Raw genomic sequence first — 26,806 nt, forward strand, 5'->3', positions numbered from 1 at the left:
CGTGGCACGTCGCTTGCCTTTGGTGTGCGTCACGATGCCAAGCACACTCCATCAAGGCGTGGTCTCGCTGTTCTGTGATGACTCGGCCCTCGCGTTCGATCTCCTGCGCTCGGTGTTTGGCATCGAGTTGCCTGAACTCACACAATACACGGATCGCAAGGGCGAGCTCGATCGCTACCTGCCCGTGGTCGGCGACACGGGGGAGATTCGCATGGATGTCGCCCTCTCCGCCGAGCTTCAGCGCCCAGAATATCGGCGGGCTGGGATCGCGGTGATCGTCGAGGTTCAAAAGGAGATCAACTCCGTCAAGCGATGGCGATTGTGGGTCTATTGGGCGCTGCTTGCCGAGCGTCTACGTCGAAATACTGCGGTTCTCGTCGTTCCACTGTCGAAAGCTGTGGCGCGTTGGTCTCGAGGGCTTGGGCGGCTCGAGATTCCGATCCGTGAAGGTTTGCTGGTTCTCGACCACGAAAACATGCCGCGGATCAGCGATCTCGAGGAAGCCCGACTACGACCGGCGTGGACGGTGCTCTCGGCGGTGATCCACGCGATCAACGGTGACTACGAGAGCGCTCGAATTGCATTCGAGATGGCCCTGGAGCTCGCGGATGAACGCCGCTGGCGCTACGCTGCGATTATCTTGAGCGCCGTGCCCAAGCACGAGGCGGACCAGATGAAGGAAGCGATGAACATGGAAGAACAACACAAACTGACCGAACTCGAACTCAACAGCATCGCGTACCACGACGGGTTGGACCGCGGGAAACTCGAGGGCAAGCTCGAGGGCAAGCTCGAGGGTCTCGCGGAGATCTTGTTCACGATCCTCGAGCTGCGAGAGCTCCCGATTGACGCAGCGACCGAGGCCAGGATCCGAGCGTGCAACAACCCAGATCTGCTCAAGCGCTGGGCAGCCCGCGCCACGCAGGTAAGCGAGACAGCGAGCATTTTCGACTGACGCGGTTCCGTGTTAGCGAGCCGTGAGCCCCCCAGGATGGGCCGACTGGCGCAAGCACGAGGCGGACCAGATGAAGGAAGCGATGAACATGGAAGAACAACACAAACTGACCGAACTCGAACTCAACAGCATCGCGTACCACGACGGGTTGGACCGCGGGAAACTCGAGGGCAAGCTCGAGGGCAAGCTCGAGGGTCTCGCGGAGATCTTGTTCACGATCCTCGAGCTGCGAGAGCTCCCGATTGACGCAGCGACCGAGGCCAGGATCCGAGCGTGCAACAACCCAGATCTGCTCAAGCGCTGGGCAGCCCGCGCCACGCAGGCAAGCGAGACAGCGAGCATTTTCGACTGACGCGGTTCCGTGTTAGCGAGCCGTCAGCCCCGCTTGGGTGGACCGACCGGCGCCAGGCCCTGCTTCATGCGCAGATCCATCGACCCAAGCGCCGCGATCACCTCGTCGAGCTTGGCCTCGAGGGCGACCCGATCCTCGAGCTTCTTGGTCGCCGTGCGAACCAGCGGCACCAGCGTGCGCTCGATGATCTGGACCTGCTTCCCCAGCAGCTCCTCGATCCCCGCAGGCGGCGGCACCGTGATCTCGAACTTGGGGTTGCCCAGCCGCTCGAGCAGCTTGGCGAAGTCCGCCGAGCTCGGTGACCCCGGCGGCCCAAACGGGCTCGGGGGCGGTGGCGCGACGGCGGGCTTGGGCGCGAACACGGGCGCCGCCAGCGAGGCCTTCTTGCGCTCGACCTCGGCCGCCTTGGCCTGGGCCTCGAGCTGCCGCGTAGCCTGGTCGAGCACCGTTCGAATCCCCTCGAGCTGCACGCCAAAGCCTTTGTCCGCGAGCGCGCCTTGGATCCCGACCAACTGATCGACGAGGTTGGACAGCTGGCTGGTGACCCGCGTGGTCGGGTCGTCCTCGGCCCCGCCCAGGTTCTTGGCCTTGACGAAGCCGCGCTTGATCTCGTCCCAGCGGGCACGCTGCTCGTCGGTCAAGACCCCGCGCAGCTCGGCGAGCTTGAGCATGTTTTGCTCGGCGCCGGTCGTGAGGGTCTGGGCCTCGCCAACGTAGTGATCCTCGATCAGGCTCTGCAGCTCGGCCTCGTTCATGGCCGGCACGACCTTCTCGGCGAGCTTGGCCATGTTGCGGTAGCTGCCCTGCAGCTTGAACGGGGGCTCGGTCCGGTAGCGATCGTCCATCGACGCCGAGCGGATGTACTCGAGGTTGATCTTGAGCAGCGTGTCCTGAACGACAAACAAGTGCTGAAAGGTCTTCTTGATCTCGCCAAGCTCGACCGCGGCGTAGCCATGCGAGAGATCGCTGCTCGGGATCTCGGCGCCCTGGGCCATGGCGATCAGCTTGTAGATGTCCGCCTGCTCCCGGGTTGCGAGCGGGGCCAGGGTCGCGTTCGAGGTGATCGCGTTCTCGATGTACGACAGCGCAAACGCCTCGTCCGAGCCCTCTAGGATGTCGCCCAGGTTGTAGGTGTCGGCCCGGTTGGCGAGCATGTCCGGGATCTGGAATTTGTCGCCGGACTCCGTGTAGGGGTTGCCGGCCATGACCACGCAGAATTTCTTGCCGCGCATGTCGTAGGTGCGGGTCTTGCCCTTCCACACCCCCTCGATCCGGCGCTGGGCGTCACACAGCGAGATGAACTTTTGCAGCAGCTCGGGGTTGGTGTGCTGAATGTCGTCGAGATACAGCATCACGTTGTTGCCCATCTCGAGCGCGAGGTTGATCTTGTTGACCTCTTGCCTGGCGGTGGCGTTGGGCGCCTCGCTTGGGTCGAGCGAGATCACGTCGTGGCCAAGCGCGGGCCCGTTGACCTTCATGAACACCAGGCCAAACCGGCTGGCGATGTACTCCATCAAGGTGGTCTTGCCGTAGCCGGGCGGCGAGATCAGCAGCAGCAGGCCCATGAGATCCGTGCGCTTGGCGTCACCGGCTGCGCCAAGCTGCTTGGCCAGGTTGTCGCCGATGATCCGCAGGTAGACGTCGTTGATCAGCTTGTTGCGAACGAACGAAGACAGCACGCGCGGCAGGAACTCATCAATGCGCAGGCGCCTGCGCTCGCGCTCGAGCAGCTCTTGCCGGCGGCGTCGATACGCGGCGTAGCCCGGCACGCGGACCCGGCTGAATTCTTCGAGCCGCGACAGGAATTCGTCGAGGCGGATCGCTAGCTTGCTGTCTTTGATGCGCGGGTGCTGACCGAGCAGGCCCTCGGCCTCGATCCCGAGCAGCGCGGTCGACTCTTGGCGCTCGAGCGTGGGCGTGAGCAGCAGGCCGACCAGCTCGTCGGCGACCAGCTTGGCGGCGTCGTTGGTGTCCTGGCTGGCGAGGTAGCTGTCGACCCACGCGCGGGCCAGGTTCCAGCGCGCGCGCAGGCTGCCCAGGGTCGAGAGGTCGGTCTCGAGGACGGCCCGGAGCCCGCCGCCAAGCCCACCACGCAGCTCGATCGCGGCGATGAACCGTGCCTGCAGCGCGCTGGCTTCGGCGCTGACGACGAAGCGAGGCTGCTCGGACCCCAGCTCTTCGACCAGGTAGCTACCGGCGACCCGAGCGGCGGCCGTTGAGACTGGAATTTGTTGGGCGGTGTAGAAGGCCTCGATCGCCGTGGCCAGCTCGGTCGCGAGCGAGCGGGTCGCGTGGCTGTCCCCATACTCGGCGCGGAGCTGGCCAAGGCTGCGAGCGCTGATCTGCCAGCGCCGACATTGAGCTTGGTGTTGTTCCGCGTTGGACTGCAGGAGCTCGCTCCAGAACACCAGGCCGAGCACCCGGCCTTCGACGCTGAAGCGCAGCAGACCCGCGCCGCCGTAGAGCACCAGCAGCTTGTCGAGGATCGCGGCGGCGTCGGCGTCGTGGAGGCCGCGCTCGTAGCCTTCGTCGTAGCGCTCGCTCGCGACCTTGCGGACCAGCCCCAGCAGGCCCGCGTCGGCGCGCTGGGCCTCGTGCAGGGCAGCCACGCGCAGGCCCGCCTCACCGCGCTCGGCCGCGAACAGGATCGACGCGGCCAAGTACTCGCCGCGGTAGACCTGCGGCGTCTCGGACACCAGGGTCTGGTTCCAGTAGTCCCGGGTGGCGCTGAACGCCTCGTCGTCGACCAGCTCGCGAAAGTCGGTGCCCGACAGCGTCATCATCATGCCGTCGTCGGTTGGCACCATGCCCAGCTCGAGCGGCTGGGTGTTGACGGTGAAGCGGTGGCGGCCAAGCTTGACCAGCGCGGCGCCGGCCTCACCACCTTCGAACAATTCCAGGCGATCCCGGAGCCCGCGCAGCGCGTCTTGGCGGGCGGACTTGGCCCGCGAGTCGAGCTCGTCGGCCTTGACGGTGTCGCCAAGCGCGGCCAGCTTCGCGGCCAGCTCGCGCAGCTTGAGCACCATCGGGTCCGAGGCAAAATAGGCGTTGAGCTCGTCGGTGGACTTGAACGAGTTGGCCCGGCGGGCGACGCCTTGCAGGATCCGGTTGCCGGCCGAGACCATGTTCTCGGCCCGGCGCGAGCGCTCGTCCAAGAGCTGCTGCTTCTTCTGGGTGAACGCCTCGTAGACCTCTTCGCGCTTGCTGGCGAGCTCGGTCAGGAATTCATCGAACTCCGAGAATTTGGCCTCGAGCTCCTCGAGCTGGACCAGCAGGCGCGAGAGCTGCTCGTCGCAGCGCTCGGGCGTGTCGGCCATGCTGATCCCGCTCGAGACGGACAGCGCGAACAGCTTGAACTGGGCGACGAACTCCGCCTTGCCCTCCGCCGACATCAGCGAGCGGCGCTTGTTTTGCAGCATCGCCCGGACGCGGTTGACCTGGGCGAAGACCTCGGCGATGCGCTCGAGGATCGTGGTGCGCTTGGTTGGATCGTCGACCTCGAGCCCACCGATCACCTCGGACAGCACGTTGAGCCCCTCGCCGGTCGCCTCGATGTCGGTTGCGAGGACCGGGACCTCGTTGGTCTTCACCAGCACCTCGATCTTGCTGGCCAGCTCGACCAGGCGCGAGCTGAGCGGATCGAAGGCCTTGTCGTCGAGCAGGAACTCCACGGTCGCGGCCGAGGTCTTGTCGAATGCGTCGATCAACTCCCGCTCGAGCTCGTCGAGGCGCTCGCGGTTGATGTAGCGGATGTCTCGCAGCGAGATCACGTGACCGCGACGCGAGCGAAGCCCGGTCAGCGCGGTCATGAATTGCTCGACGGTGTCGAAGAAGCTGGGCCGGACCGCGCGCAGCAGCTCGGCTTGCTCGTGCTCGGCCTGGGCGAGGGCCTTGGCGGCTTCCCTACGGATCGCCACGACCTTGTCGAACTCGTCGACGATCAGCGACGCGGTCTCGCGCAGCTGATCTATGACCTCGCGCGGGTTGCCAACGTCGTCGCGGGAGAACCAGTAATAGGTGTCCAGGGCCCGATTGAGGGCGCCAACGAGATCCTCGTAGATCTGCCGGGTCGGCTCTTGCTCGTCAACGGCGCGCTGCAGCGACAGGCACTCGGAGATGCCGCGGACCAGCTCGGCGTTGCCGATCTTGGCCAGCGGACCCTTGGCGGCGGGCGCCTCGGCGGCGAACTGCAGCGAGGTGAAGGGCGTCTGCCAGAACTGCATCGCGTGCATGCGCGAGGGCTCGTCGGAGGTCGCGCGGAACACCGCCATGCGGCCGTCGGAGAACACGCTAAACCCGTGACACGGAATGACCGAGCCGATCTCTTTGCGGATCAGGTTGTAGGGAAACAGCGCGTACTGGCCCCCGGCGCGGCGGTGGAACACGTACAGGACGTCCTCGCCGTTGGGGCTCTTGATCGCCCGCTCGAACTCGAAGTTCGAGTAGTCGCCGTCAAAGACCTTGTGGGATCCGTCTTGAAGAAAGTACCCGCCCGGGAAGATCACGCCGTGGTCTTCGGGCAGCTGCACGCACGCGGCTCCGATCGCGTCGGCGCGCACGACCTTGCGCGAGCGGGTCGCGTAGACCAGGAACCGGCGGGTGGTCTCGCGGTAGGGCAGCACGCTCAGCAAGATCAGCGTGCCAACCTTGGCGTAGCTGACCTCGGCGTCGTCGAGGCTCTGGCCGCGCTCCTCGACCGGCTCGGAGTAGATGCCGTGGCCGTCCTCGGTGTTGTTCTCGACCTTGACGGTGAGGTCGCCGCCCACGGTCTCGACGAACACCTCGTCGAGGATCGACACGTGCGGGTGGCGGCCGGCGACGTGGTGCTCGCGGCCGGTGCGGTGCCACTCGAAGTCGTGCTGGGGCGGGAACACGTAGTCGCGCTCGCCCCGATTGTCGATGTAGTTGGCGCGGCCCTCCGCGTCGAGCGACCAGCGAAACACCCGGATGTCGTCGTGGGTGGCCCCGATCTGGAAGATCGCCAGCAGCTTGGTCTCGCTGCGCGACAGCCGGATCAGGCGGGCTTCTTTGTAATACTCGTAGAGCTCGTGGAACTGGGCCGCGAGCTGCTCGTCTTCGAGGAACGCCCGGTCGGGATCGTTGGCCGGCAGCGCCGACAGATCGAAGCCCTCGGGCGTGGTCGCGAAGTTGTGCAGCGAGAACACGTCCTCGCGCTTGGTCTGCTTGCGCAGGCCCAAGAACACGTTGTAGCCGAACAGCATCCGACCGTTGACCATGACCACGTCACACGGGACGCAGTTGTTGTCGGTGCGGACGTGCTCGGTGCCAATGATCGTCAGCTCGGTGCCGCCGAAGGTCCGGATCCGGTGGTCGTTGAGCGCGCGGGCCCGCTTGCCGAGCTCGCGGGCCTGCTCGACGAGCCGGGCACGAATGACCTCATAGCTGCCGCCGACGTCGTCGGCCGAGCCACTGTTGTGTTGGGTATCGCTGTCCTCGGCCATGCGGTGCCTGGTTCAGGCCCTTACTTCAGGCCAAGCCGCTGCGCCGCGGCCAACAGGTCGGCGTACTTGTTTTGGTCGGCCTCGGACGACTGGCTCATCATCTGGCTGATCAGCCCGGTCACGCCGAGGTTCTTGATGGTCTCGGCGTCGATCGCCGGGCGCGAGAGCACCTCGACCAGATCCTTGGGTAGGCTCTTGCGGCCGTCGAGGTACTCCGAGAAGACCGTGCGCGCGGTATCGCTGTTGTCGAGGCCCGCGTCGAGCGACTGGCCAAGCGTGACCGCGTTGACGAAGCGATCGAAGAACTGGCCGTCGCCGCCAACGATGTTGATCTTGGCCGAGGCCATGGCTTGGGCCATGACCGAGGCCTGGAACTCGGCGACCTTCTCGCGGGTCCCGAGCCCTGCGAGCTCGACTTCTTTCTCTTTCTCGAGCCGCAGCCGGTACTCCTCGTGCTCGCGGCTGGTGCCGTCGAGGGCCTTCATGGCCTCGGCCTTCTGACCCAAGCCCGTGGCCTCGGCCTCCATCTTTTGGCGGATCGCAACGGCTTCGGCGATGCCGACCTTCTCGATCGCGGCGGCCTCGGCCTCGCGGCCTTGCGCGGTCGCAATCAGCATGACGCGGGTGGCCTCGGCCTTGGCCTCGCCTTGCTTTTGGACCGCGGCGGCGTCGGCCTCTTTGACCTTGACGACCGCGAGGCCCTTCTCTTGCTCGCCCTGGGCCTCGGACTGCATCTTCTGCAGGGTGACCCGGGCCTCCGCTTGGCCCTCTTTTTCAATCGCGAGGGCGTTGGCCTCTTTGACCCTGACCTCGGCTAGCCCCGAAGCGGCCTGCTCGGCCTGGGCGCCCTCGGCCAGTCGGATCTTGGCGCGCGCTTGCTTGTCGGAGGCCTCGAGGTCGGCTTCCGCCAGGGTGAGCTTTTCTTTGGCCTTGTGCTTGGCGACCTGCTCTTGGGCCTCGGCGTGCTTGATGTGCTTGACGAGCTGCTCTTGGGCTTCACCCTCGGCCGCGACCACGCGCGCGTCCTTGGTCCGGTTGGCCTCGGCGAGCACCCGCAGATCTTTGATCGCCTCTTCTTCTTGGGCGACGTTCTTCTCAACCGCGACGCGGGCCGCGACCACGTCGGCGATGTCCTTGCGCTCGATCTCGAGGGCCTTTTCCTTGGCGATGCGCTGCAGCTCGACCTCGCGCTCGCGCGAGATGGCCTCGAGTGAGCGCTCTTTCTCGACGCGCTCGGTCTCGACCGCGATCACGCGCTCGCGGTTCTTTTGGGCGACCTCGACCTCGCGCAGCCGGTTCTCGTGCTGGATCGCCGTCTCTTCTTCCTGCTTGATCCGGGCGACGTCGGCCTTCTTGGCCTCTTCGGCCTGGACCTTGTGGGTCTCGGCGGACTCGCGGGCTTGGATCGTGGCGATCTCGCGCTCTTGCTTGGCCTTGGCGTCGGAGCGCTGGCGATCGAGCTCGAACACGGCCTCGTCGGCCTGGACATTCTGCTTGGTGATCGCCTTGCGCTCTTCTTGCTTGAGGTAGTTGGTCTTGATGTTCTGGTCTGCGGTGATCTCGGTGATCTTGCGGATGCCCTGCGAGTCGAGCACGTTGGCCGGATCGAGCTCGGTCATGGGCGTCTGCTCGAGGTAGTCGATCGCGCAGTCGTCGAGGCGGTAGCCGTTGAGCTCTTGCCCGATCGTCTCCAAGATCCCAACCTTGAACGCGTCGCGCTTGGTGTAGAGATCCTGAAAGTCCATCTGCCGGCCAATGGTCTTGAGGCCGTCCGAGAATTTGGAGGTGAACAGCGCCTCGAGGGTCTGCTGATCCGACGCCCGCCGGGCGCCAATTGCCCGCGCGACCTCCATGACATCTGTGTCTTGTGGATTGACCCGCACGAAGAAGGTGACCTTGATGTCGGCGCGGATGTTGTCGTTGCAGATCAGCCCGTCGGACCCGCGGCGGTCAATGACGATGGTCTTGACCGAGATGTCCATGATCTCGGCGCGGTGGATGATCGGGACTACGATCCCGCCGGTGAACTTGACCGTGGGCACCGCCCCCATCTTGTTGATGATGAGCGCCGAGCCCTGATCGACCTTGCGATAGAAGGCCGCGACAACGACCCCCAGTCCGATCAACAGGGCGAGGCCCGAACCAACGAAGATGCCAACCGTGAGCAGGTTGGCCATGGGATCGGGCGCGAGCATGAGGCTGTGCGTAAATGACATGATGGTGGCGATGGACATGACGTGGGGTCTGCAGCGGGAGTCGGAGTCAGGAGTTCTTGGTAACCTCGGAGGGCAGCATGTCGTCGATGCGCTCGACCTCGAAGGCGCGTAGCTGCGGGTCGTAGCTGACCAACATCACGCGCTCGTTCTTGGTCAGACCCAGGCTCTCGTCGGCGCGGATCGTGACGTTGAGCGAGCCACCGGTGGTGTTGAGCGTGGCTTGGCCGACCTTGCGAGTCACGCGAATGGTCTGGACGCGGGCGATCTGTCCGATCATGTCGTCGTTGGACAGGCTCTGCGCGTCGGAGAAAAACGGTGCGATCGGGACGATCGCCCACGAGGTCAGCCGCAGCGAGATCAGCATGGCGAGCAGCATCACGCCCGAACCCCAGAGCCCGCGGGCGACCAGGCCGTCGAGCACCGACCCGGCCAGCAGCGTGGTCCCGTGGGTGAGCGCCCAGCCAAACAGGGTGAACAGCGAGAAGCTGACCGTGACGGGGACCCGGCGCAGCTCGTACTTGGCGAGGAATCCACGCCTTGGCTCGCGCAGCGCCAGCGCGCCTGGTTCGGCTGGATCCTCGTCGCGCGGGGCCGAAAGCGCGGTCGCACCCTCGACGGCCCCCTCGAGCGCGCCGTCGACCACACCCTCGAGCGCGTCGGGGCTGAACACCCCCACCGTCACCATTGCCCAGTACCCCAGCACGATCCCCAGCAGCGTGGTGAAGACGACCGCGGGGAAGGTGAGCGCAGCGAGAAGAAACTCAGTCATGTCGGGGCTCGCGCAGTCTGCCAGGTTCCGCCGTGATGATCGAGGACGGATCGGCCCCGCCGTGTCCGCTCGCCAAACGGGACTCGCTGGCCGTGGCCGCGATCCTAGCTGGCTGTGTCGCGCTCAGGCCCGGGGAACTCGGGGGAGCGCGTTCACTTCCCGGCCTGGCTGCAAGAATGGGATCTCAGCGAGCGTCGCTGCGAACCGGGACCAGACGATTGTCGACTCGCTCGACCCGTGTTGGTGGTTGCGAGCGCAGAGCTTGGTCACCGCCAACGCGCGCCAGCCAGTGATCCGCGCGGGCGCGGTCTTCGGGGCCAAGGGCGTGGTAGGCATCCAGCGGGCGCTGGGCCATCCACTGGGTGAACGACTGAATCCAGCGGGTCGTCGTCGCGCCTTCGATCGTGAAGCTGTGCTCGCCCACGAAGCGCGAGATCCTGGGCTTGTTGGGGTGGGCGCGAACCCAGCGATCCACGCCCGCGATCGTGTCGGCGACGACGGGCCAGTGCTCGCTAAACAGCCGGCGGAAGATCGGGTCGAGGGTTGGCGGCGGCTCGTCGTGGGGGACGAAGCTGCCTGGGTCTTCGTTGGTGGTGGGCGTCGCGTTCATGCGCTCGACCCAGCTCGCGACGCGCGGCGCGAGCCGGCGCATGAGCTGGCCGGGCGCGGGGTCACGATAAAGGTGGGCATACAGCGGGCCCATGAACCCGAAGTCGCCAACGCTCGGGCGTGCGCCGAGCAAGTAGGGATACTCGCCAAGGTGGGTGTTGAAGTCGCGCAAGAACGCCTCGTAGCTGCGCTCGATCGCCTTGCGATTGTGGCGGTTGATCCCGAGCGCGCGCCCATAGTTGCCGCCAAAGTAGGCGGCGAGCGGCAGCCCGGCGAGCGGGTGGAGCAGCGCGGGCAGTCCCGGCGCGACGATCTGGCCAAAGTCGGTCATGATCAGCCGCATGTTCTGGCGCTTGTAGTGCCAGCGGTAGTGCATGGCGGGCATCAGCAGCCACTCGTCGCCGTAGAGTTCGAGCAGCAGGCTCGCGAGGCGCAGCAACGGCGTACTTGGATAGACCGAGCGCACGGGGTGCTTGGCCTCTACGTGGTCGATGATCGCGGTGGTGTCTTGGACGGCTTCGCCGGTGGGGGTGAGCAGCACGGGGATCATCGCAAGCCCGGTCTTGGGCCGGACGATCTCGACGAGGACCTTGCGACTGGCGAACAGCTCTTCGAAGGGGACACGCTTGTGGCGGAGGTAGGCCCGGGCCTTGCCGCTGTAGAGCGAGACCTCGGCGGCGATCAGCGTGTAGGGCATGACCATCTGCTCGCGCGGGTCATTCGCGGGGGAGGGTAGCAACGGCGGTAGATTCTGACCAGCCGCCGCGGGCCGAACCGCCGGCGGCAAAGAACCACACGATCAGGTTGTTGCCTCGTAGCGATAGTACGCCGACCCATAGCGCCCACCCTCGCGCCGCAGGTCCACGTCGTTGAGCACCAAGCCCAGCAGGTTGGTGTCTCGTTGTCGCAACAAGCCCAGGCTCTGCTGCACCTCGTGCTCCGAGGTTGCGCCAGCTCGCGCCACCAACACCACGCCGTCTACTTGCCGGGCGATCAACAACGCATCGACGACAGGCAGCACCGGTGGCGAGTCGAAGATCACCAGATCAAAGCGCTCGCGCAGCTTCGCCAACAACCGACGAAACGCGTGGGTATCCAACAGCTCCGAGGGCGTCTCGGGGACGGGCCCACACCGCAACACCGCGAGCTGCTCCGGCGCACCGGCTAGCCCACGCTCGATCGCGTCGTCGAGCTCGCAGCTGCCTTGCAGCACCGACGCCAACCCCACGTTGCCAGCGTCGAGCCCCGCCGGAAACACCTCGTGCAGTCGTGGCCGGCGCATGTCGGCGTCGATCAGCAGCACCCGCTTGCCGGCCTGGCACCAGCTCAGCGCCAGGTTCAGCGCCGTCGAGCTCTTGCCTTCCGACGAGCCCGGCGAGGTCACCAACAGCACCGGGCAGCGCTCTTTACCCATGCCAAACCCGATCGCGGCGCGGACCTTGCGGGCGCGCTCGGCCATGAGGGACTGCGGCAGCAGATGGGTCTGCAGGTCCCGACGCATTCGCTGGGCTCGCAGGTTCGCGGGGCCGATCGCCGGATCCGGCGCGAGCTTGGGCAGCTGGCCGAGCACCGCGATATCCCAGCCCGCGACCGCTCGCTCCGCGTCACGAAGATCCCGAAGCGTGTGGTCGCGCAGATCCACGCTGACCGCGAGCACGCACCCAAGCAGCAGGCCAACGACGACCGAAGCCGCCACGCACAGGGCAACCCGCGGGCGCACGGCCTCGCGTGGGGTCGTGGCCGGATCCAGGATCCGAACCTGCGGCTCATCTTCGATCCGATTGGTCAGCTCGACCTCCGTGTCGCGCCGCGACAGCACCAAGTAGATCTCTTCTGCGTCGGCGACATCGCGCGCGAGCTCGCGAAAGCCCGGCTCGAGCCGCGTGAGCTCGAGCGCCCGCAGCCGCTCGCGCTCGAGCTCGGCCGCGAGCTGTTGCTCGGTCGCATGCGCGGCCTCGTAGCGGGCCAGGAATGTAGCGAGGTGGCCGCCAGCCTGATCCTTCGTGGTCCGCTCGAACAGCTCGAGCCGCTGCTTGGCCTGCTTCCACTCTGGATGCCGCGGGCCATATTGCAGGTCGATCGCGTTGAACTCGGCTTCGGCCGCCAAGCGCTCGGTCAGCAAGTGATCGAAGATGTTGCGCTCGCTGGGCCGCAGCAGCGCCGCGGCCCCGGCTGCGATCCCGCGCTGATGCAGCTTCTTGGCCTGCTCGTACAGGTTTTTGGCTTCAAAGCTGCTCGCCTGCGCGGCCTTGGTGCGCAGGCTGAGCTCGATGATGTTCTGCGTGATCACGCTCTGGCGATCTTCCAGGGCGATCGTCGTGATCTGATGCTGGGCCTTGAAGGCGTCGAGGGCCTGCTCGGCCGCGCGCAGGCGTTGACGGGCCCGGTCGCGCTCGAGCCCGAGATCCCCGGCCGCGCGGGCGCCCGTGTCCGATCGCTCGCCGCCAACGTGATCGAGGTACGCCTGCGCGACCGTGTTGGCGATCTCGGCGGCCAGCGCTGGATCGAAGTACTCGACGCGGATCCGCACCACGCGAGAGTCATGAACCTCGCGGATCTCGACCAGCTCGCGCAGCCGCTCGATCGGATCGATCTCGGCCTCTGCCTTGGCCCGCTCGTTTGGGTCCGCGAGATCAGCGATACCCAAGAAGCCCGGATCCTCGGCGAGCCCCAGCCGGGCGAGGGCCTCGGCTGCGACCGCGCGGCTCGAGATGATCTCGTGCTGCGTGCGGTAGTAGTGGCGGTAGGTGTTGGTGTCGAGCTGCTCGCCAAGACCCTGGACCTCATCGAGCACCTGGGCGCCGCTTGGCTGCAACAACAACGTGACCTCTGCCCGATACTGCGGCCGCAACAGCGAGACCGCGAGCACGGTGGTCACCACCACGATCAAGCAAGTCACGGCGATCCGAAGCCAGCGACGCCGCAAGATCGCGAGGATCTCGAGCGCCGAGCCCATGGTCGCGGTCCAGCTCGCGGCTGGCTCGGCTTCGGCGTAGGGCGGCGTATGAGTTGATCGCGGCCAGGTCCGGCCTTCGGGGCGCCGCGGGTCGCCCCGGGCTGGACCGACGAGCTGGGCATCCGACGGGATGTCTCGGGGATCATCAAGCACGGATCACCTGGCGCCGCACCTGCGCAGCGCCTAGCGACGCGGTCGAGGTGGGCATGTTGTGAATGCCGATCCGGCGAGGGTCCTTCACACCGATTTGCGTGAGTTTGTGATTCGCAGATCCCCGCGTTTCATGGCACATTCGGCGCATGGATGGGCTCATGGCGACGCGCGGGACCAGCTCCGCCGTGGGCGGCGCGCTGGCGCATCGCTGGCTCGATCCGCTGGCCAGCGAGGATGCCCAGCGTTGGGCGAACCTGCTCGGCCGCACCCGCCACGACTTTCATCATCTGCCCGCGTACGTCGCTCTCGAGGCCGAGCGCCTCGGTGGTCGCGGGTTCGCGCTGCTGGTCGAAGATCGACGCGACCCCAGCCGCGCCGCGCTGCTCCCGTTGATCCTGCGCGCGCTCCCGGCCAGCGCGGCCTGTGACGCGATCTCGCCCTACGGCTACCCGGCGCCGCTGTTCACCAGCAGCAGCCCCAGCTTCGAGTCCGCCGCAGTAGAAGCCTTCGTCACCGCCATGGCTGCGCGCCGGGTGGCCTCGGCGTTTGTCCGCCTGCACCCGCTGCTGGGGTGTCCCGAGCAGGCGCTGGGTCGGTTTGGCGGCGTCGTCGAGCACGGGCCCACGGTCTGGATCGACTTGCAGGCCAACGAAGCCACGCAGTGGGCGGGCTACCGCGGCACCCACCGCAACCTGATCCGCCGGGCCGGGCGCGATGGCTTGCAGGTTCAGTTTGATGAAGCGTTCGCGCGGCTCGACGAATTCTACCCGGTGTACGCGCAGACGATGGATCGCGTGGGCGCGAGCGACATGCTGTCCCTGTCCTCGAGCGTCAGCCCAGCGCAAGACGAGCGCCGCTACCTCGAGCGGCTCGCCACGCTGTTGCGCGGGCGCGGGTTTCTAGCCTTGGTCGAACAGCAGGGCCAAGTGATCGCCGGTGGCGTGTTCACCAGCTGCGCGGGGATCGTGCAATACCACCTCTCGGGCACGGCCACGGCCTGGCAGCGAGCGTCGCCCACCCGGCTGATGCTCGATGCGGTCCGCCGCCGCCAGACCGCGCGCGGTGACTGGCGCATGCACCTTGGCGGCGGCGTGGGGGCCAAGCAAGATCCATTGTTTCGGTTCAAGCGCGGGTTCTCGCCGCATCGCGGCCGGTTTTGTAGCTGGCGCGTGATCCCGTGCCCCGACTTGCACGATCGCTTGGTCGCGGACTGGCAGGCTGCCGGTGGCTCGCGCGAGGCCGCTGGCGAGTTCTTTCCAGTCTATCGCGCGGCCACCAACCAACAAAGTTGATCCTCATGATCCGTGACACCATCAAGCGGGGCCTGGACCTCACGCTGGCGACGGCCGGGTTGTTGGCGCTGTCACCCGTTCTGGCCGGCGCGGCCGCGGCGATCGCCGTGAGCATGGGCCGCCCGGTCTTGTTTCGTCAGCGCCGACCGGGCCGCTTCGGCGAGCCATTCACAATCTACAAATTCCGAACCATGGTCGAGCCGCGCCCGGGTGAGTCGCGCCTGCACAGCGACGGCGCCCGGGTCACCGCGCTTGGCCAGCTGCTGCGCAAGACCAGCATCGACGAGCTCCCCGAGCTGTGGAACGTGGTGCGCGGCGACATGAGCCTGGTTGGTCCGCGGCCGCTGTTGCTGGAGTACCTGGGCAAGTACACCCCCGAGCAGATGCGTCGCCACGAGGTCGCGCCGGGCATCACGGGGTGGGCCCAGGTCAACGGGCGCCAGTTCATCCCATTTTCGAAGCGGCTCGAGCTCGATGTCTGGTATGTCGACAATCGCTCGTTGGGCCTGGACCTGCGCATTGTGGCCAAGACCTTGGCGCAGGTGGTGGTTGGCAGCGGGCAGCACACGGGGCAGCGCCTGGCCGATGTCGATGATCTGGGCTTCATCGACGCGCCTACGCATGAACCGGGAGAGTGACGGGGTGGACGACGCGCGCTGGGAGCACGGCTCTGACTTTCATTGGCCTGGCTTGGACATCGCCGGTACCGATGACGACGCGAGTCGCTGGCTCGCCGGGCTCGAGGCGATCCGCTATGCGGCAGGTCGCGGGGCCTTGCGGGCGCTACTCGATCACGGGGGCTGGCCGCGCGTGTGGCTGCCCAGCTACGTGTGCGCCGAGCTGGTCGCGGCCGTGGGTGATCGGGTGCGGTTTTACGCCGACGACCCAAGCCAGGCCCAGGGGCGGATCCCAGCGGATGCCCAATCTGGGCATGCGATTGTGCGGATCAATTATTTCGGCCTGCGCCGGCCGAACAGCGCGGCGACCCTGCGCGAGCGCGGGCTGACAGTGATCGACGATCACACCCATGATCCCTGCGGGCCCTGGGCGCGCGACAGTGACGCAGACTACTGCCTGGCCTCGCTGCGCAAGAGCCTGCCGCTGCCCGATGGCGCGGTGCTCTGGTCGCCCGTGGGGGGGCGGCTTCCTTCGAAGCCCGAAGCCTGCGAGGCGGCGGCCGCCAAGCTCCCTGCGATGCTGCTCAAGTCGCTGTACTTGGCGGGGCACCCGGTCTCGAAGCCACGGTTTCGGGCGCTGGCGATCGCGGCGGAGGACCGCCTGGCCGAGCTCGCGGGCGTCGGCATGAGCGCGGTCTCGGCCGAGCTGCTGGAGTGCCTGCCGATCGCGCAGCTCCGCGCGCGGCGACGCGAGAATTTTCAGGCCTTCGCCAGTCACCTGGCCGCCGAGGAGGTTGGGCTGTTGCAGCCCGCGGATCCCTCGCTGACGCCGTTTGCGTGCGTGCTGCTGTTCCCGAGCGCGGTCGCCCGCGAGCTCGCGCGGCGGCGGCTGATCGCGGCGCGGATCTACCCAGCCGTGCTCTGGCCGCTCGACGAGCTACCGGACCACCGCGCCATGTTCCCCGAAGCCTGCGAGGTGGCCGATCGCGTGCTGGCGCTGCACTGCGACGCACGCTACTCGGCGGCAGACATGCAACGCGTGGCGGCAGGGTACTAGCACAAGTGCCGATCAACGTTGCCTGATAAGCTCCGCCCCGCGATGCGAACGACGCCACCGCGCTCTTGGATCTTCGTCGGCCTGGCCAAGACCTTCCTCCCCGGCGAGGTCCACAGCGTCGAGATCGCCGACTCCTCGCGGGTGGTCTACCGCACCGCGAGCGGCCAGCTCGTGGTCGCGGACGCCCACTGCCCCCACGTCGGCACGCACCTTGGACAGGGCGCCACTCTCGAGGGCGATCGGATCCGCTGTCCGCTCCACGGCCTGCGCTTCGAGCCCAACGGCGAGTGCGTCGAGGCCCGCGCGAAAGGGGCCTGCATGCGCCTGGGCGTGCACCCGATCCGCGAGATCGCAGGCATGGTCTTCAGCTGGTACGCGCCGGATGGCACGGGCCCGAGCTTCGAGCTCCCGCAGCTCGAGCACGAGGCCTTCTTGCCCTACCGCATCCGGACCGAGCGTCTCGCGCTCGCGATGGAAGAGCCGCTCGAGGTTCACGCCGTCGACATTGGTCACAACACCACGCTCCACGCCGAGCAAGACGTCGAGCCCGTCGACCCGCTCACGATCGAGGCCAGCAGCATCCACGCCTCGCTGGTCATGCGTCACCCGGCCACCCCCGCGGGCCAGCGTCTGCTTCGCCTGATCGGGGTGCGCGACGGTCACGTGCGGACCCACGTCGAGGTCCGCACCGTCGGCCTCGGCTATCAGCACATTCGTTCGACCGTGGACAGCATGGGGATCGTGGTCAACCAGTTCATGCTCGCGGTGCCGCGCGCGGCCAACGAGGTCGACCTGCACGTCGTCTACAGCATGCAAAAGCTCGAGCGCGCCCGCCTCCCCGCGCTGTTTCGGCCGTTCCCCCTGGCGCTGATCGAACCCTCGATCGAGCGCTCCGGTCACGCCGAGCTGATGGCGGCGACCGACGAGCACATGCAAATGTGGACCCGCAAGCGGCAGCTGGCCGCGCCCGCCTGGCTGCCCGAAGAGAGCGGGCTGCGCGACTATCGGGCTTGGGCCGACGCTTTTTACTCCTAGCGCGTGAGGTCGGCCCACGCGGCCTGCCTTGCGCTTGTCCTTGAAGTAAGTTATTCAACTAACTAACGATGGCAAGGACGTCTGACAAGCGGGAGAGGCTCGTCGCCGCGGGCTGCGAGGTTCTCTACGAGCAGGGGCTGCGGGGAACCTCGCTGGCCGACATCGCCGAGCGCGCGGGCGTTCCGATCGGCAACGTCTACTACTACTTCAAGACCAAGGAGGAGCTCGCGCGTGCCGTCATCGCTCAGCGCCGGCTCGACATCGAGGCTCGGTACGCAGACATCGAGGCCACGATCTCCAATCCTCACGAGCGGCTGCGCGAGTTTGTGCGTCGGGCCAGCCAAGCACGAACTCGCGTCGCGACCCATGGGTGTCCGTACGGGACGCTCGCGCAAGAACTCCGCAAGAGCGAGGGCGTCCTGGCCGACGAGGCCGGTGACCTTCTGCGCATACAAACCAACTGGGTCGCCAGCCAGTACCAAGCTCTTGGTGTCCGTCGAGGCCAGGCCAAGGCGCAGGCTGTCGAGCTGGTCGCTTCCATGCAGGGAGCCTCGCTCCTCACGCACGCGTTGTGCGACCCCACAATCATGAAGCGCGAGTTCGAGCGGCTGGATCGCGCTCTCGTCACCCAGGCACCGCTGTAGGAGCCCGGCACTCGAGGACACTCCAATGAGCAAATTCTACCTCTTCACCCACTTCTTCAACGCCGCGGTCTTGGTGCGGTTTGCCATCTCCAAGCTGTTTGCGTGGCCGATCTCCGTTGCCGCGTTTGTGGAGATGGCCAAGCCCCTTGGCATCGACCCAACCTTCTTTCGAATCTTCACGGGGATCACCCTCACCGTGGTGATCATTGGCTACGCGACAAGCCTGTTCCTGGTCGCCAAGAAGGGATTTCCGAGCAACAAGGAGTCCTTGTACGTGGTCGGGGCGTCCAACCTGCTGGGGGGCACCGTCATGATCGGGGCGCTGTTCTCGGAGTTCCTCCTGCGGCTGAGCCCCAAGTGGCCTCTGGTCTACATCGCCCTGGCGATCGTGGTCTTCTCTGCCTTGAACCTGAACCAGCTCCGGTATCGGCACGCGTTGGCATCGTAGGTGGTGCAGGGGGCGTGAAGCAGACGAACTTGGCATTCGCCCGACACGATCAGGCGATCCCCGACGAGGAAATCGGGGATCGCTCGCTCTAGTCGCAAGTGCCGATCAAGCGTTGCTGCGCCTGCAGCAGCGCCGCGTCGTAGTTGGGCCTGCAGATCGAGGCAAGCGGCTCACTGCTCAACGCCGCCGCGACTTCGCGCAGGCGAACCGGGGGCACGCCCCGGGGCGCCTCGTTGGCAAGTTCGTCGAATTCACCCGTGCAGCCCGGCCCGATACCAAACGAGTTTTGATACACGGGATCGCTCTGATCCACGTCCACGTATTGGAGCACGCCGTCGGTCCCGAGCCCGCTGATGACCATGACCGCCACGTCGGCGCCGGGATCGATCGCGCGCTTTTGTTGCTCGAGCTCCGACAGCAGGTTCGTGTATTTGCTGACAGGAAACAGCACCGCGTGCTCCTCGGTGGTCGGTTCACCGTCGAGGTCGTAGTCCGTGGCAACGCAGTCGTCATAGTTTGGCGAGTTGCCCGAGCAGCTGACCCCAGCGTTCCAACACACGGCGCTGGTTGGGAACGCCGCAATGGGGTCGGACCAGAACGCGCGGTTGCCTTCTTGCTCGAAGATCGCCTGCGCGCTTGGATTGGCAGAGCAGTCCGCCTCGTCGGTCACGATCACCACGAGCAAGCTGGCGTCGTCGCGGATGAACCCCGCCTCGGGTTGGTCTGGCTGCATGGTTCGCGCGACCGCCAACGCCATCGCCTCGAGCGGTTGCTCGAAGCCGCAGCCGTTGACGCCCTGTGGGATCAGGCACAAGGCCGCGGTCACGGGGTCGATTGGATCCGGGAGGTTGCTGGCGCCGCCGACCCGCTGCATCCACGGTCGCGGGCTCGCCACGGGATCGTTGGCGGTCGTCGTTGGCAGGGTGACCAGCTTGCCGGCGGGATAGGGACAGATGTCGTTGCAGGCGGCGTCGCTAACGTCGGTCTCTCCACTGTTGAACACGAAGTCATCGAGGTGATCCTTGCAGGACCGAATCTGTAGCCGGCCCATCTCGGGTGTCGTCGACCGCAGCGGGCACCAGACGTTGCCGACGTCGGTGGTCGTGACCCCGAGTCGCCAGTTGACGCCAGCTTCGTCGAGCGGGATCAGCAGCGAGTCGATCGACTCGGCGAGGCGTCGCTGCAGCGAGCCCATTGAACCCGAGTTGTCGATGACCACCAGGATGTCTACGGCCGTCTGGCAGCCGTCGCCGTCGATTGGGGACGCGCCGTCGCCATCGCCATCACCGTCACCCTCGCCATCGCCGTCACCATCGCCATCGCCATCGCCGTCGCCTGTGTCCTCGCTGGTCGAGTCTTCGTCGCCCACGTCGAGGTTACCGGGCTGCTTGACTACGCAGCCGCCGAGCAGGCAGGCGCTGAACACCATGGTTATCTTTGTGGAATGCTGCATCGATCCGTGAATGTCCGGCATCGCCCGGACTCGTCACCAACACGCGGTCTCGATCCGCGCGAGCATGGGCGAGTCCGGCTCGCGTTCGCGCAGCTGGGCGACGGTGGCCTGGGCACGCTCGATCTCACCTAATTTGCACAGTGCGGCGACGCGGGTCGCGGCGCGTTGGCCCAGCAGCCGCGGCTCGGCGTGCGGGATCGACTCGAGCTCGTCCAAGGCTCGCGGCGGGTCGCTGGCGATCAACGCCGCGCGGGCGCGACGTAGGGCCTCGGCCGGGTCGGGTGAGGAAGGCACGTCCAAGGCGCCACGCGGACGCGCCCGCTGGACGACCACGGGTGGCTCGATCGTCTCGTCGATCGTCTCGCTTGGCTCGATTGGCGTGACCACCTCGACTGGCTCCAAGGTCTCTGCGCGCGGGATCGCGGTGCCAGTAGCGAGTGCAGTATTGGGGTCCTCACGGGGGACAATCGGGGCTGCTGCTACCCAGCCAAGCACGGCGACGCTGACCACACCGACGCCCGCGAGCACCGCGGTGATCTTTGCCGAGACCAGCCCCGCCAGCCCCGTCGCTGGCGCCAGCGCCAACCCAGGTCGGGAGATCGCCGCGAGCACCAACCCCCACGAGCGGGCGCGGGCTTGTTCAGGGGGAGTGTCCGGCCGCTCGCGCAGCTCCCTGGTCGCGGACGCGACCGCCTGCCGGTTGGGCTCGAGCCCGAAGTGCGCACAAAAAGCCCGCCGTGCCAGGCGCAAGCGCGAGTGGGCCGTGTTGGGGTTGATGCTCAGCGTCTGCGCGATCTCGCGTCCGGTGTAGCCCTCGAGCTCCGCGAGCACGAACACGGCGCGCTGGTGTTCGTCGAGCTCGCGCAGGAACTCGGTGAGCAGGGCGTCGCCAAGCAGCCGCTCGGTCTGGAGACGGCGACGCTGCTGCTCGAGCAGATCCACGTGCTCGGCGAACGCGTCGACCCGACGCCGGTGCCGAGCGCGGCCGCGGCCGCGGTTGCGGACCACGTTGCGCAAGATCCCAAACAGCCATGTGCTTGGCTCGACCCCCGGCTCGAGCCGGTCGCGGCGGCGGTAGGCGATCACGAACACGTCCTGAATGACGTCGTCGAGCTCGTCCTGCGCCACCGCCATCCGCCGCGCGCACCGCCACACGAACGCGTAGTTGTTGCGATACAGCGGCTCGAAGTCCGCGGGGGCGAAGTCGCGGGCGGGCCGACTTGGGAGGGGCGCGTTCACGTGGTCAGTGCATGTCCAGTTTGGAACGGTCTCGTCACGCCGCCCTAGAAAAATCTGAGCTCGACACCCAGGCCGGCGCGGCCCGACACGACCGGCGTCAGATAGCTGGCGTCTGGGGCCGCAGTGCTGAAGTTGGGGCGCAGGACGTTGAAGTTGGCGCCGAAGTCCACGACCAGCGCGACGGTGCGCCCAAGCTCGACCGCGAGCCCGGCCTCGGCCGCCAGCCACAGCCACGGGTGGGTCCGGCGCAGCGGCTCTGCGACCCCGACGCCACGCGCCCGGATCTGCCCGGCGCCAAACGCCGCGCAAGCCCGCAGCTCGACGATGCCCCAGCGGGGGACGCCACATGGATGAACGGCAATGTCCCAAGCCAGGAGATCGCCGCCGACCGAGCCGTTGGCGCTGCGAAACTGCCCGGCAAGGGTGACGCCCGCGTCCAGGAGGGCTCGAAACGCGACGCGGTGGTTGCCGTGCTGCAGGCCAACGCCCCCGCGCAGCTGCGGCGCCGGGTTGGGGAACAGGTTCAGCGCGAGGCCGCCAACCGCCGACACCAGGGCTCGCGTCGGTTGCGGTTGCTCGTCACCGTGGTCAACGGTGTCCTCGCTCGCGTACAGCTCGAATTCTGTGACGGACTCGGTGGGGTCGAGCACGGCCGGCGGTGCGGGGTTGATGATTGGCGCGGGGTTGGTGCTTGGCGCGATTGTTGGTTGGGCCAGCTCTGCCAGAGTCGCCAGCTCGTCGAGCTCGTGAGGCGCTGGCGCAGCGTGGGGTGGCGCGGCAGGGCGCGGTCGCTGGATTTCCATAACGCGGATGGGTGGCTCGGAGATCAGGCGCCGCTCCGTGATCGCCAGCGGATCGATGGCGATCGCCGCGAGGCTGGCGGCGAGCTCCAGCAGGCTGGCGCAGTCGTGATGGGAGAGCTGCTGCTGGTCTCGCACGCCGTCGATCGCGGTTGTCAGCTCCAACACAAAGCCGCCGCGGCTGGCGTGCACGCGACCGACGACGACGATCGATGTCGCGCTCGGCGAGCTCGTCATGGCGCGTCCGAGATACGCGCTGACCCGCCGCTCGAGCGAGCTGGCGGTCGGACACTCGAGCGGCGCCTCCCACGCGATGCGGGCGCCCGCGTCGGCTGAAGTCGGACCGAGCGCGAGGAGCACCGCGAGCGTGGGGCCGAGCACCATGACGGTGAACTATTACCGCAACCCGGCCGCGACGTCGCGGCTACCTGGCTCGAAGCGGGTCACTTCTGTGACGATCGTGCGGAATTCTGTCGCTGCATCGCTCGCCAGGTCAGAGGTCGAAGCCGGCTCGAGTTCAGTGACGTGGCGTCTGCTTGCACGGCGGGCGGGATCGCCGACGGCTCCGCGGAGCGGGCTGCACAGCCGCCCAACAAGCAGGCGTAGACGAGCCAAGGCCACGGGCGCGCAGACTTGGTGGCTGATCCGTTCATGGGCCGCCGAGCATACAGCATCACAAAGCGTGACGTGGAAACCGGCGGTGACCAGACAATCTAATCATGCGAGCTCGAAGCGACAATGTCATTGTCCGCTACAGCGTCGTCAAGCTCCCACGTGGGCCCCAACGACGTCTGTATGGCGATCGTTGACGCAGGATGAGGGTGCGCTGCTCACGTGCTTCGCGAATGGGTGACTTGGCAACGGGTGATGCTCGAGTGAGACATTCGCGACCAAACGAATACAAGAAATCAATTCGGGTGAAATTAGCGAGAGCGGTGCCATGATCCATACACAGCGGTGCGTTGGGCACCGTCACATCAGGAGAATCGATCATGCAAGGCCCAAACAAGAATGTCATCTTTCGCTCCAGCGTCGTCGCACTCTTGCTGGGGTTTGCTCCCGCATGTAGTATGGATGAGCCCGAGTCAACCGACGATCTGGAGATGAGCGGTGTGGTGGTGGAGCCGGCCAGTGAAGATGTCCTTGTTGGGGACGCGCTAGAACGAGGTGAGCCCAACACGCAGGTCGGTCCCAACGACGTCTATATCGAGGAAATCACGACCAACGGCATCGGCTGTCCATACCCGGGGTCGGCCGTGGCGGTGCTCTCTAGCGACCAGAAGAGCTTCATCGTCATCTTCAACGACATGCTGCTCCAAAACCCGCCGCCTCCGCCGGTCAAGACCACGAACTGCGTGGCGGCCGTCAAGCTCCACGTCCCCAAGGGGTTCCAGGTGTCTGTGTCCACCGTGAACACCAAGGGATACGCGTTCCTCGAGAAGGGCCTCAAGGCGACCCAGACGTCGAACTACTTCTTGGCGGGTGTGCCGCTTGGACTCACCTACCAAAGTGTGCTCCAGGGCTACTTCGACGACTTCTACAACTTCACCGATGTGTTTGGGGTTGCCACGTGGTCGAAGTGCGGCGAGGCGGTGCTCATTGGCATCAATACGACGCTGAATCTGAACGCCATCAAGAACCCCTACGGCAATGGGATCATCAACACCACCACGGTTGACGGCAAGTTCCAAAAGATCTTCCACATCAACAAGAAGCCGTGCTGAGGCGCGCGCACCTACGGAGGTGTGTCATCGTCATGGAGTGCTACGGAGCGCGTTTTCGTAGCACTCCATGATCGTCGAGGGTACCCAGGTCACGCGCGCCGCGGGGGCTTGACGCTGATCGAGCTCAACGCGACGAAGTTCCGACGCAGCAACGGGTTGCGGCCCGACAGGCTCTTGAGCACGAACTCTTGCCACGAAGGTTTGCCCCAGCGCTGACGGCCGCGGCGGTCAACCCCGTGAAATAGCTCGGGCGCGTCGAGCCCGGCCGCCTGCAGCATCGCTTGCAGCTGCGCCGGCTCGAACCCGCCGCTGGTACGGTGGTGCTCGGCGAGATCGTTGAGCGCCTGCGTGCGGGCGTTGGCGTGCAGGTAAAACCGTGGAGACAGGCGCGCGAGCTGGCGGTACACCGGCTTGCGCAGCTGCCAAGCCGCGCGCGCGAGCGGGCCCATGTACATGTTGTCGGCGCTTGGATCCGCGGCGGTCAGCAGCACGCCACCCGATCGCAGGCTCGCGCTGGCGCTGCGCAAGAACGCCTCGCAGCTGGGGAAGTGGTGCATCGCCGCGAAGCAGGTCAGCAGATCGATCGAGCCGGCGGCGAAGGGCAGGCGCTCGGCATCCGCGAGCACGGCGACGTGGCCTCGCGCCGCGACCTGCTCGAGGTTGGCCAATGAGATGTCCACGCCAACCCGCTCGTCAAAGCCTGCCGAGCCAACATCCAACGAGAACCCGCTCGCGCAGCCAACATCGACCAGCACCCTGGAGCGCTGCTCGTTGTCGGTCGCGGTGGTGATGGCCTCGCGGGCGTGGGCCTTTAGCAGCAGCAGCTGATCCACGTAGTCGACGCTGGCGTCGGCGTGCTCGCCGTAGGCCTCGCTGACTTGCTGATAGATCGCGTAGTTGGCCTGCTTGACCGCGCGGGGCTCGGGCGCGGCGTGGGTGTTGGGTTGGATGTCACCCGCGGCGATCAACGCGGCGAGCTCGTCGGACCACAGCACCCACACGCCGGCGACCCACGGGAACTCGCGCGCGCAGTCGTGGCAGCGCAGACCCACGCACCCGGCCCAGGGAACGCTCGGGCGTAGCGCGAGATCATCGACGAGCTCGAGCTTGGCGCAGCGGCACTCGGGGCACGCAAAGTAGTCTGGCGCCGCCTTGGGTCGCGGGATCTTTGCCAAGTTAGGACCCGAGGGATCGGGGGCCTGCGCGGTCGGCTGCTCCTCGAAGGTCATCACCGACTGCCCAAGCAAGCGCAGCCGCGCGAACCGAAGCGCACGATCAGCGAGCTCGCGCGGCCGCGTGACGGCGAGCTGCAGCCCCTTGCCCACGCACACCGCAGCAAACTCGACCCGGTGCAAGTGGTCGCGCAGATCGGGCTTGGGCAGCAGCTCGCGCAACGCGTTGGTGAGCGCGAGATCGACGATCAAGTGCACGCGGTGCGTGGATCCAAGGTTGGCGACGCGGTGCCGATAGGTCGTGTCGAGCTGCCAGGTCTGACCCTCGCGCATGATCACGCGCACGTCGTCGACCACGAACTGCACGCCCGGGTTGGTGCGCAGGGGCACGTGCAGACGAATCACGCCCATTGGCAGGCCGCCCGAGATGTCGCGGTGTTCGTGCACGCCACCACCCGGGGCCAGCCGCGCGAGCGTGAGCCCCATGATCTTGGCGTTGAACGAGGCCGCGAGCGCGTGGATCGCCGGGCAGGTGTCGAGCAGTCGATGGCGTCGCTCACCGCCGCGGCCGTCGGCCTCGATCAGCTGGATGCTCGTCCACGCGCGCCCGCGCGGCAGCGGCTTCCACTCGGCGTCATCGATCGCGTCGAGCTCGGCTTGGATCTGCGGCAGCGGCCACGCGAAGCCTTCGAGGCGCCGGGCCCCGCGGGTGGTTGAGCTGTCGGCGCGGGTCCGGTCGATCCAGTCGTGCGGTTGCATGAGCAAGTCCTTGGGTCAGGGGTTGGCGCGGCGGCGCGCGGCCAGCCAGCGCCGCAGCGTGGACACGTCGCTGCGGTCGAGCAGCCAGCGGCCACCGGGGATCACGTGGCCGTCGTCGTCGGGCAGCTGCGACCGGTGCCGTCGCAGCGCGGCCAGGCTCAGGCCCAGCTGGACCATGTAGGCGCCGGCCTTGGCGAGCGCGACCCCGAGCCAGCCAAAACTCAGAGCAAAGATCACCATCGCGAGCAGCTCGACCGCGATCGCAGCCGCGCTGGCCCGCACGATCGGTCGCTGATCACCGCGGCCTTGCAGCCACGTAGCAATGATCGCATGCAGGCTCTTGCTCAGCGTGGCCGGCAGCAGGATCAACAGCGCCAGGTAGGCGTCCGCGAACGCGACCCCAAACAGCGCGTGGATCAGCCACGGTCCTGCAATGATCGCCACGACCGCCCCGGCCAGCGTGACCGCGACGATCAGCCGACACGCCAGCGCGAGCTTGTTCGAGCTGCGGGTGGCGTCTTGGTCGTCACCCGCGGCCTCGGGCAGCATCATCTTGCCGGCCAGCAGCCCGACCCAGGCCATGAGGTGGCTGATCTGATCCGCGATCGCGTAGACCCCCAGCGCCGCGAGCCCGATGATCGGCGCCGCCACCAGGTAGTCGACGCGCAGCAACGCCGCGTCGCCAAGGGCCACCGCCGCGCTGCGGGCCCCATAGCGCAGCGAGCTGTGCACGAGTCGCGGCGCGGCTGGCTGGAACCGACCCCACGACATACACACGAGCACCAGCGCGATCACCCAATTCGCGATCACCAAGTTGATCACGACCCAGCTGGGGCCGGGCAGCCCGCGGCCGGCGGCGAGCAAATTCAAGCCAAGCAGCACGGCGATCACCGCGGCCGAGCACAGGTTGTAGGCGACGGCCCGCCCGCGACCCAGGGCCACGCCGCGGCCAAGCTCGACGGTGACCTGGGCCGGCAGCGCGAGCGCGGCCGCGAGCACGGCCCACTGCGTTGCCTGGCCAAGCCCAAACCCCAGCCCGACGTGAACGCGGACCCGGCCGACCACACCCACCACACCTTCTGCCGGATCTGCGA

Annotated in this window: 19 protein-coding genes; 9 read left to right on the plus strand and 10 right to left on the minus strand. The window is 66.9% G+C overall.

Translation table 11 applies throughout. The features are described from left to right. Positions 1-34 precede the first annotated feature (34 nt). Together DB30_RS00775 and DB30_RS00780 are read left to right on the plus strand one after the other, a co-directional pair. Complete coding sequence (locus tag DB30_RS00775; protein ID WP_146657757.1) at positions 35-955, plus strand: hypothetical protein; 921 nt, start codon at positions 35-37, stop codon at positions 953-955. Positions 956-977: 22 nt separating this feature from the next. Further along, positions 978-1,307 carry a hypothetical protein gene (locus DB30_RS00780; RefSeq protein WP_052545998.1) on the plus strand — a complete coding sequence of 110 codons (330 nt, stop codon included), beginning with the start codon at positions 978-980 and terminating at the stop codon, positions 1,305-1,307. Positions 1,308-1,330: 23 nt separating this feature from the next. Here the strand turns inward: DB30_RS00780 and DB30_RS00785 are convergent, their stop codons facing one another. The 5 genes from DB30_RS00785 to DB30_RS00805 form a co-directional block, all read right to left on the minus strand. Continuing rightward, positions 1,331-6,769, minus strand: coding sequence for a DNA repair ATPase (locus tag DB30_RS00785; RefSeq protein WP_146657758.1), 5,439 nt, complete (start codon positions 6,767-6,769; stop codon positions 1,331-1,333). 20 nt (positions 6,770-6,789) lie between these two features. Continuing rightward, the gene (locus tag DB30_RS00790) at positions 6,790-9,003 is read right to left on the minus strand and encodes a flotillin family protein (protein ID WP_276204314.1); all 2,214 of its coding nucleotides are present in this window, start codon (positions 9,001-9,003) and stop codon (positions 6,790-6,792) included. Positions 9,004-9,031: 28 nt separating this feature from the next. After that, positions 9,032-9,754: a hypothetical protein gene (locus DB30_RS00795; protein WP_052545999.1), complete on the minus strand. Its 723-nt coding sequence runs from the start codon at positions 9,752-9,754 to the stop codon at positions 9,032-9,034. A 184-nt stretch (positions 9,755-9,938) separates the two neighbouring features. After that, on the minus strand, positions 9,939-11,102 hold the full coding sequence (locus DB30_RS00800) for a glutathione S-transferase family protein (RefSeq protein ID WP_146657759.1): 1,164 nt from the start codon (positions 11,100-11,102) through the stop codon (positions 9,939-9,941). A 60-nt stretch (positions 11,103-11,162) separates the two neighbouring features. Further along, positions 11,163-13,472: a GumC family protein gene (locus DB30_RS00805; protein ID WP_146657760.1), complete on the minus strand. Its 2,310-nt coding sequence runs from the start codon at positions 13,470-13,472 to the stop codon at positions 11,163-11,165. A 146-nt stretch (positions 13,473-13,618) separates the two neighbouring features. Between DB30_RS00805 and DB30_RS00810 the strand changes: the two genes are divergently transcribed. The 6 genes from DB30_RS00810 to DB30_RS00835 all read left to right on the plus strand — a co-directional run bounded on the left by DB30_RS00810 (position 13,619) and on the right by DB30_RS00835 (position 18,565). Continuing rightward, positions 13,619-14,764: a GNAT family N-acetyltransferase gene (locus DB30_RS00810; RefSeq protein ID WP_052546002.1), complete on the plus strand. Its 1,146-nt coding sequence runs from the start codon at positions 13,619-13,621 to the stop codon at positions 14,762-14,764. 5 nt (positions 14,765-14,769) lie between these two features. Then, on the plus strand, positions 14,770-15,402 hold the full coding sequence (locus DB30_RS00815; protein WP_052546020.1) for a sugar transferase: 633 nt from the start codon (positions 14,770-14,772) through the stop codon (positions 15,400-15,402). Further along, positions 15,386-16,438 carry an aspartate aminotransferase family protein gene (locus DB30_RS00820; RefSeq protein WP_146657761.1) on the plus strand — a complete coding sequence of 351 codons (1,053 nt, stop codon included), beginning with the start codon at positions 15,386-15,388 and terminating at the stop codon, positions 16,436-16,438. Before DB30_RS00815 ends, DB30_RS00820 begins: the two co-directional genes overlap by 17 nt. Before the next feature lie 42 nt (positions 16,439-16,480). Then, positions 16,481-17,473 (plus strand): Rieske 2Fe-2S domain-containing protein, encoded by a 993-nt coding sequence (locus DB30_RS00825; RefSeq protein WP_052546004.1) that lies wholly within the window; start codon positions 16,481-16,483, stop codon positions 17,471-17,473. A gap of 68 nt (positions 17,474-17,541) precedes the next feature. Further along, positions 17,542-18,117: a TetR/AcrR family transcriptional regulator gene (locus tag DB30_RS00830; protein WP_052546005.1), complete on the plus strand. Its 576-nt coding sequence runs from the start codon at positions 17,542-17,544 to the stop codon at positions 18,115-18,117. A 25-nt stretch (positions 18,118-18,142) separates the two neighbouring features. Beyond that, the gene (locus DB30_RS00835) at positions 18,143-18,565 is read left to right on the plus strand and encodes a hypothetical protein (RefSeq protein ID WP_052546006.1); all 423 of its coding nucleotides are present in this window, start codon (positions 18,143-18,145) and stop codon (positions 18,563-18,565) included. 88 nt (positions 18,566-18,653) lie between these two features. Here the strand turns inward: DB30_RS00835 and DB30_RS00840 are convergent, their stop codons facing one another. From DB30_RS00840 to DB30_RS00850, 3 genes are read right to left on the minus strand one after another with little or no spacing between them, the layout of a single operon-like run. Next, a complete protein-coding gene (locus tag DB30_RS00840; RefSeq protein WP_146657762.1) occupies positions 18,654-20,018 on the minus strand; it encodes a hypothetical protein in 1,365 nt (454 codons plus the stop codon). 33 nt (positions 20,019-20,051) lie between these two features. After that, complete coding sequence (locus DB30_RS00845) at positions 20,052-21,257, minus strand: RNA polymerase sigma factor (RefSeq protein ID WP_052546008.1); 1,206 nt, start codon at positions 21,255-21,257, stop codon at positions 20,052-20,054. A gap of 44 nt (positions 21,258-21,301) precedes the next feature. Beyond that, a complete protein-coding gene (locus DB30_RS00850) occupies positions 21,302-22,441 on the minus strand; it encodes a hypothetical protein (protein ID WP_052546009.1) in 1,140 nt (379 codons plus the stop codon). Positions 22,442-23,127: 686 nt separating this feature from the next. On the opposite strand from DB30_RS00850, the gene DB30_RS00855 reads away from it, so the two are divergent. Next, a complete protein-coding gene (locus DB30_RS00855; RefSeq protein ID WP_052546010.1) occupies positions 23,128-23,781 on the plus strand; it encodes a DUF4360 domain-containing protein in 654 nt (217 codons plus the stop codon). An 89-nt stretch (positions 23,782-23,870) separates the two neighbouring features. Here DB30_RS00855 and DB30_RS00860 read toward each other — a convergent pair whose 3' ends face one another. Both DB30_RS00860 and DB30_RS00865 read right to left on the minus strand, forming a co-directional pair. After that, positions 23,871-25,712: an aspartyl/asparaginyl beta-hydroxylase domain-containing protein gene (locus DB30_RS00860; protein WP_052546011.1), complete on the minus strand. Its 1,842-nt coding sequence runs from the start codon at positions 25,710-25,712 to the stop codon at positions 23,871-23,873. 15 nt (positions 25,713-25,727) lie between these two features. Next, the coding region (locus DB30_RS00865; protein WP_146657765.1) for a lipopolysaccharide biosynthesis protein at positions 25,728-26,806 on the minus strand (1,079 nt) is incomplete at its 5' end.

This window comes from Enhygromyxa salina (assembly GCF_000737335.2).
GTDB lineage: Bacteria > Myxococcota_A > Polyangia > Nannocystales > Nannocystaceae > Plesiocystis > Plesiocystis salina_C.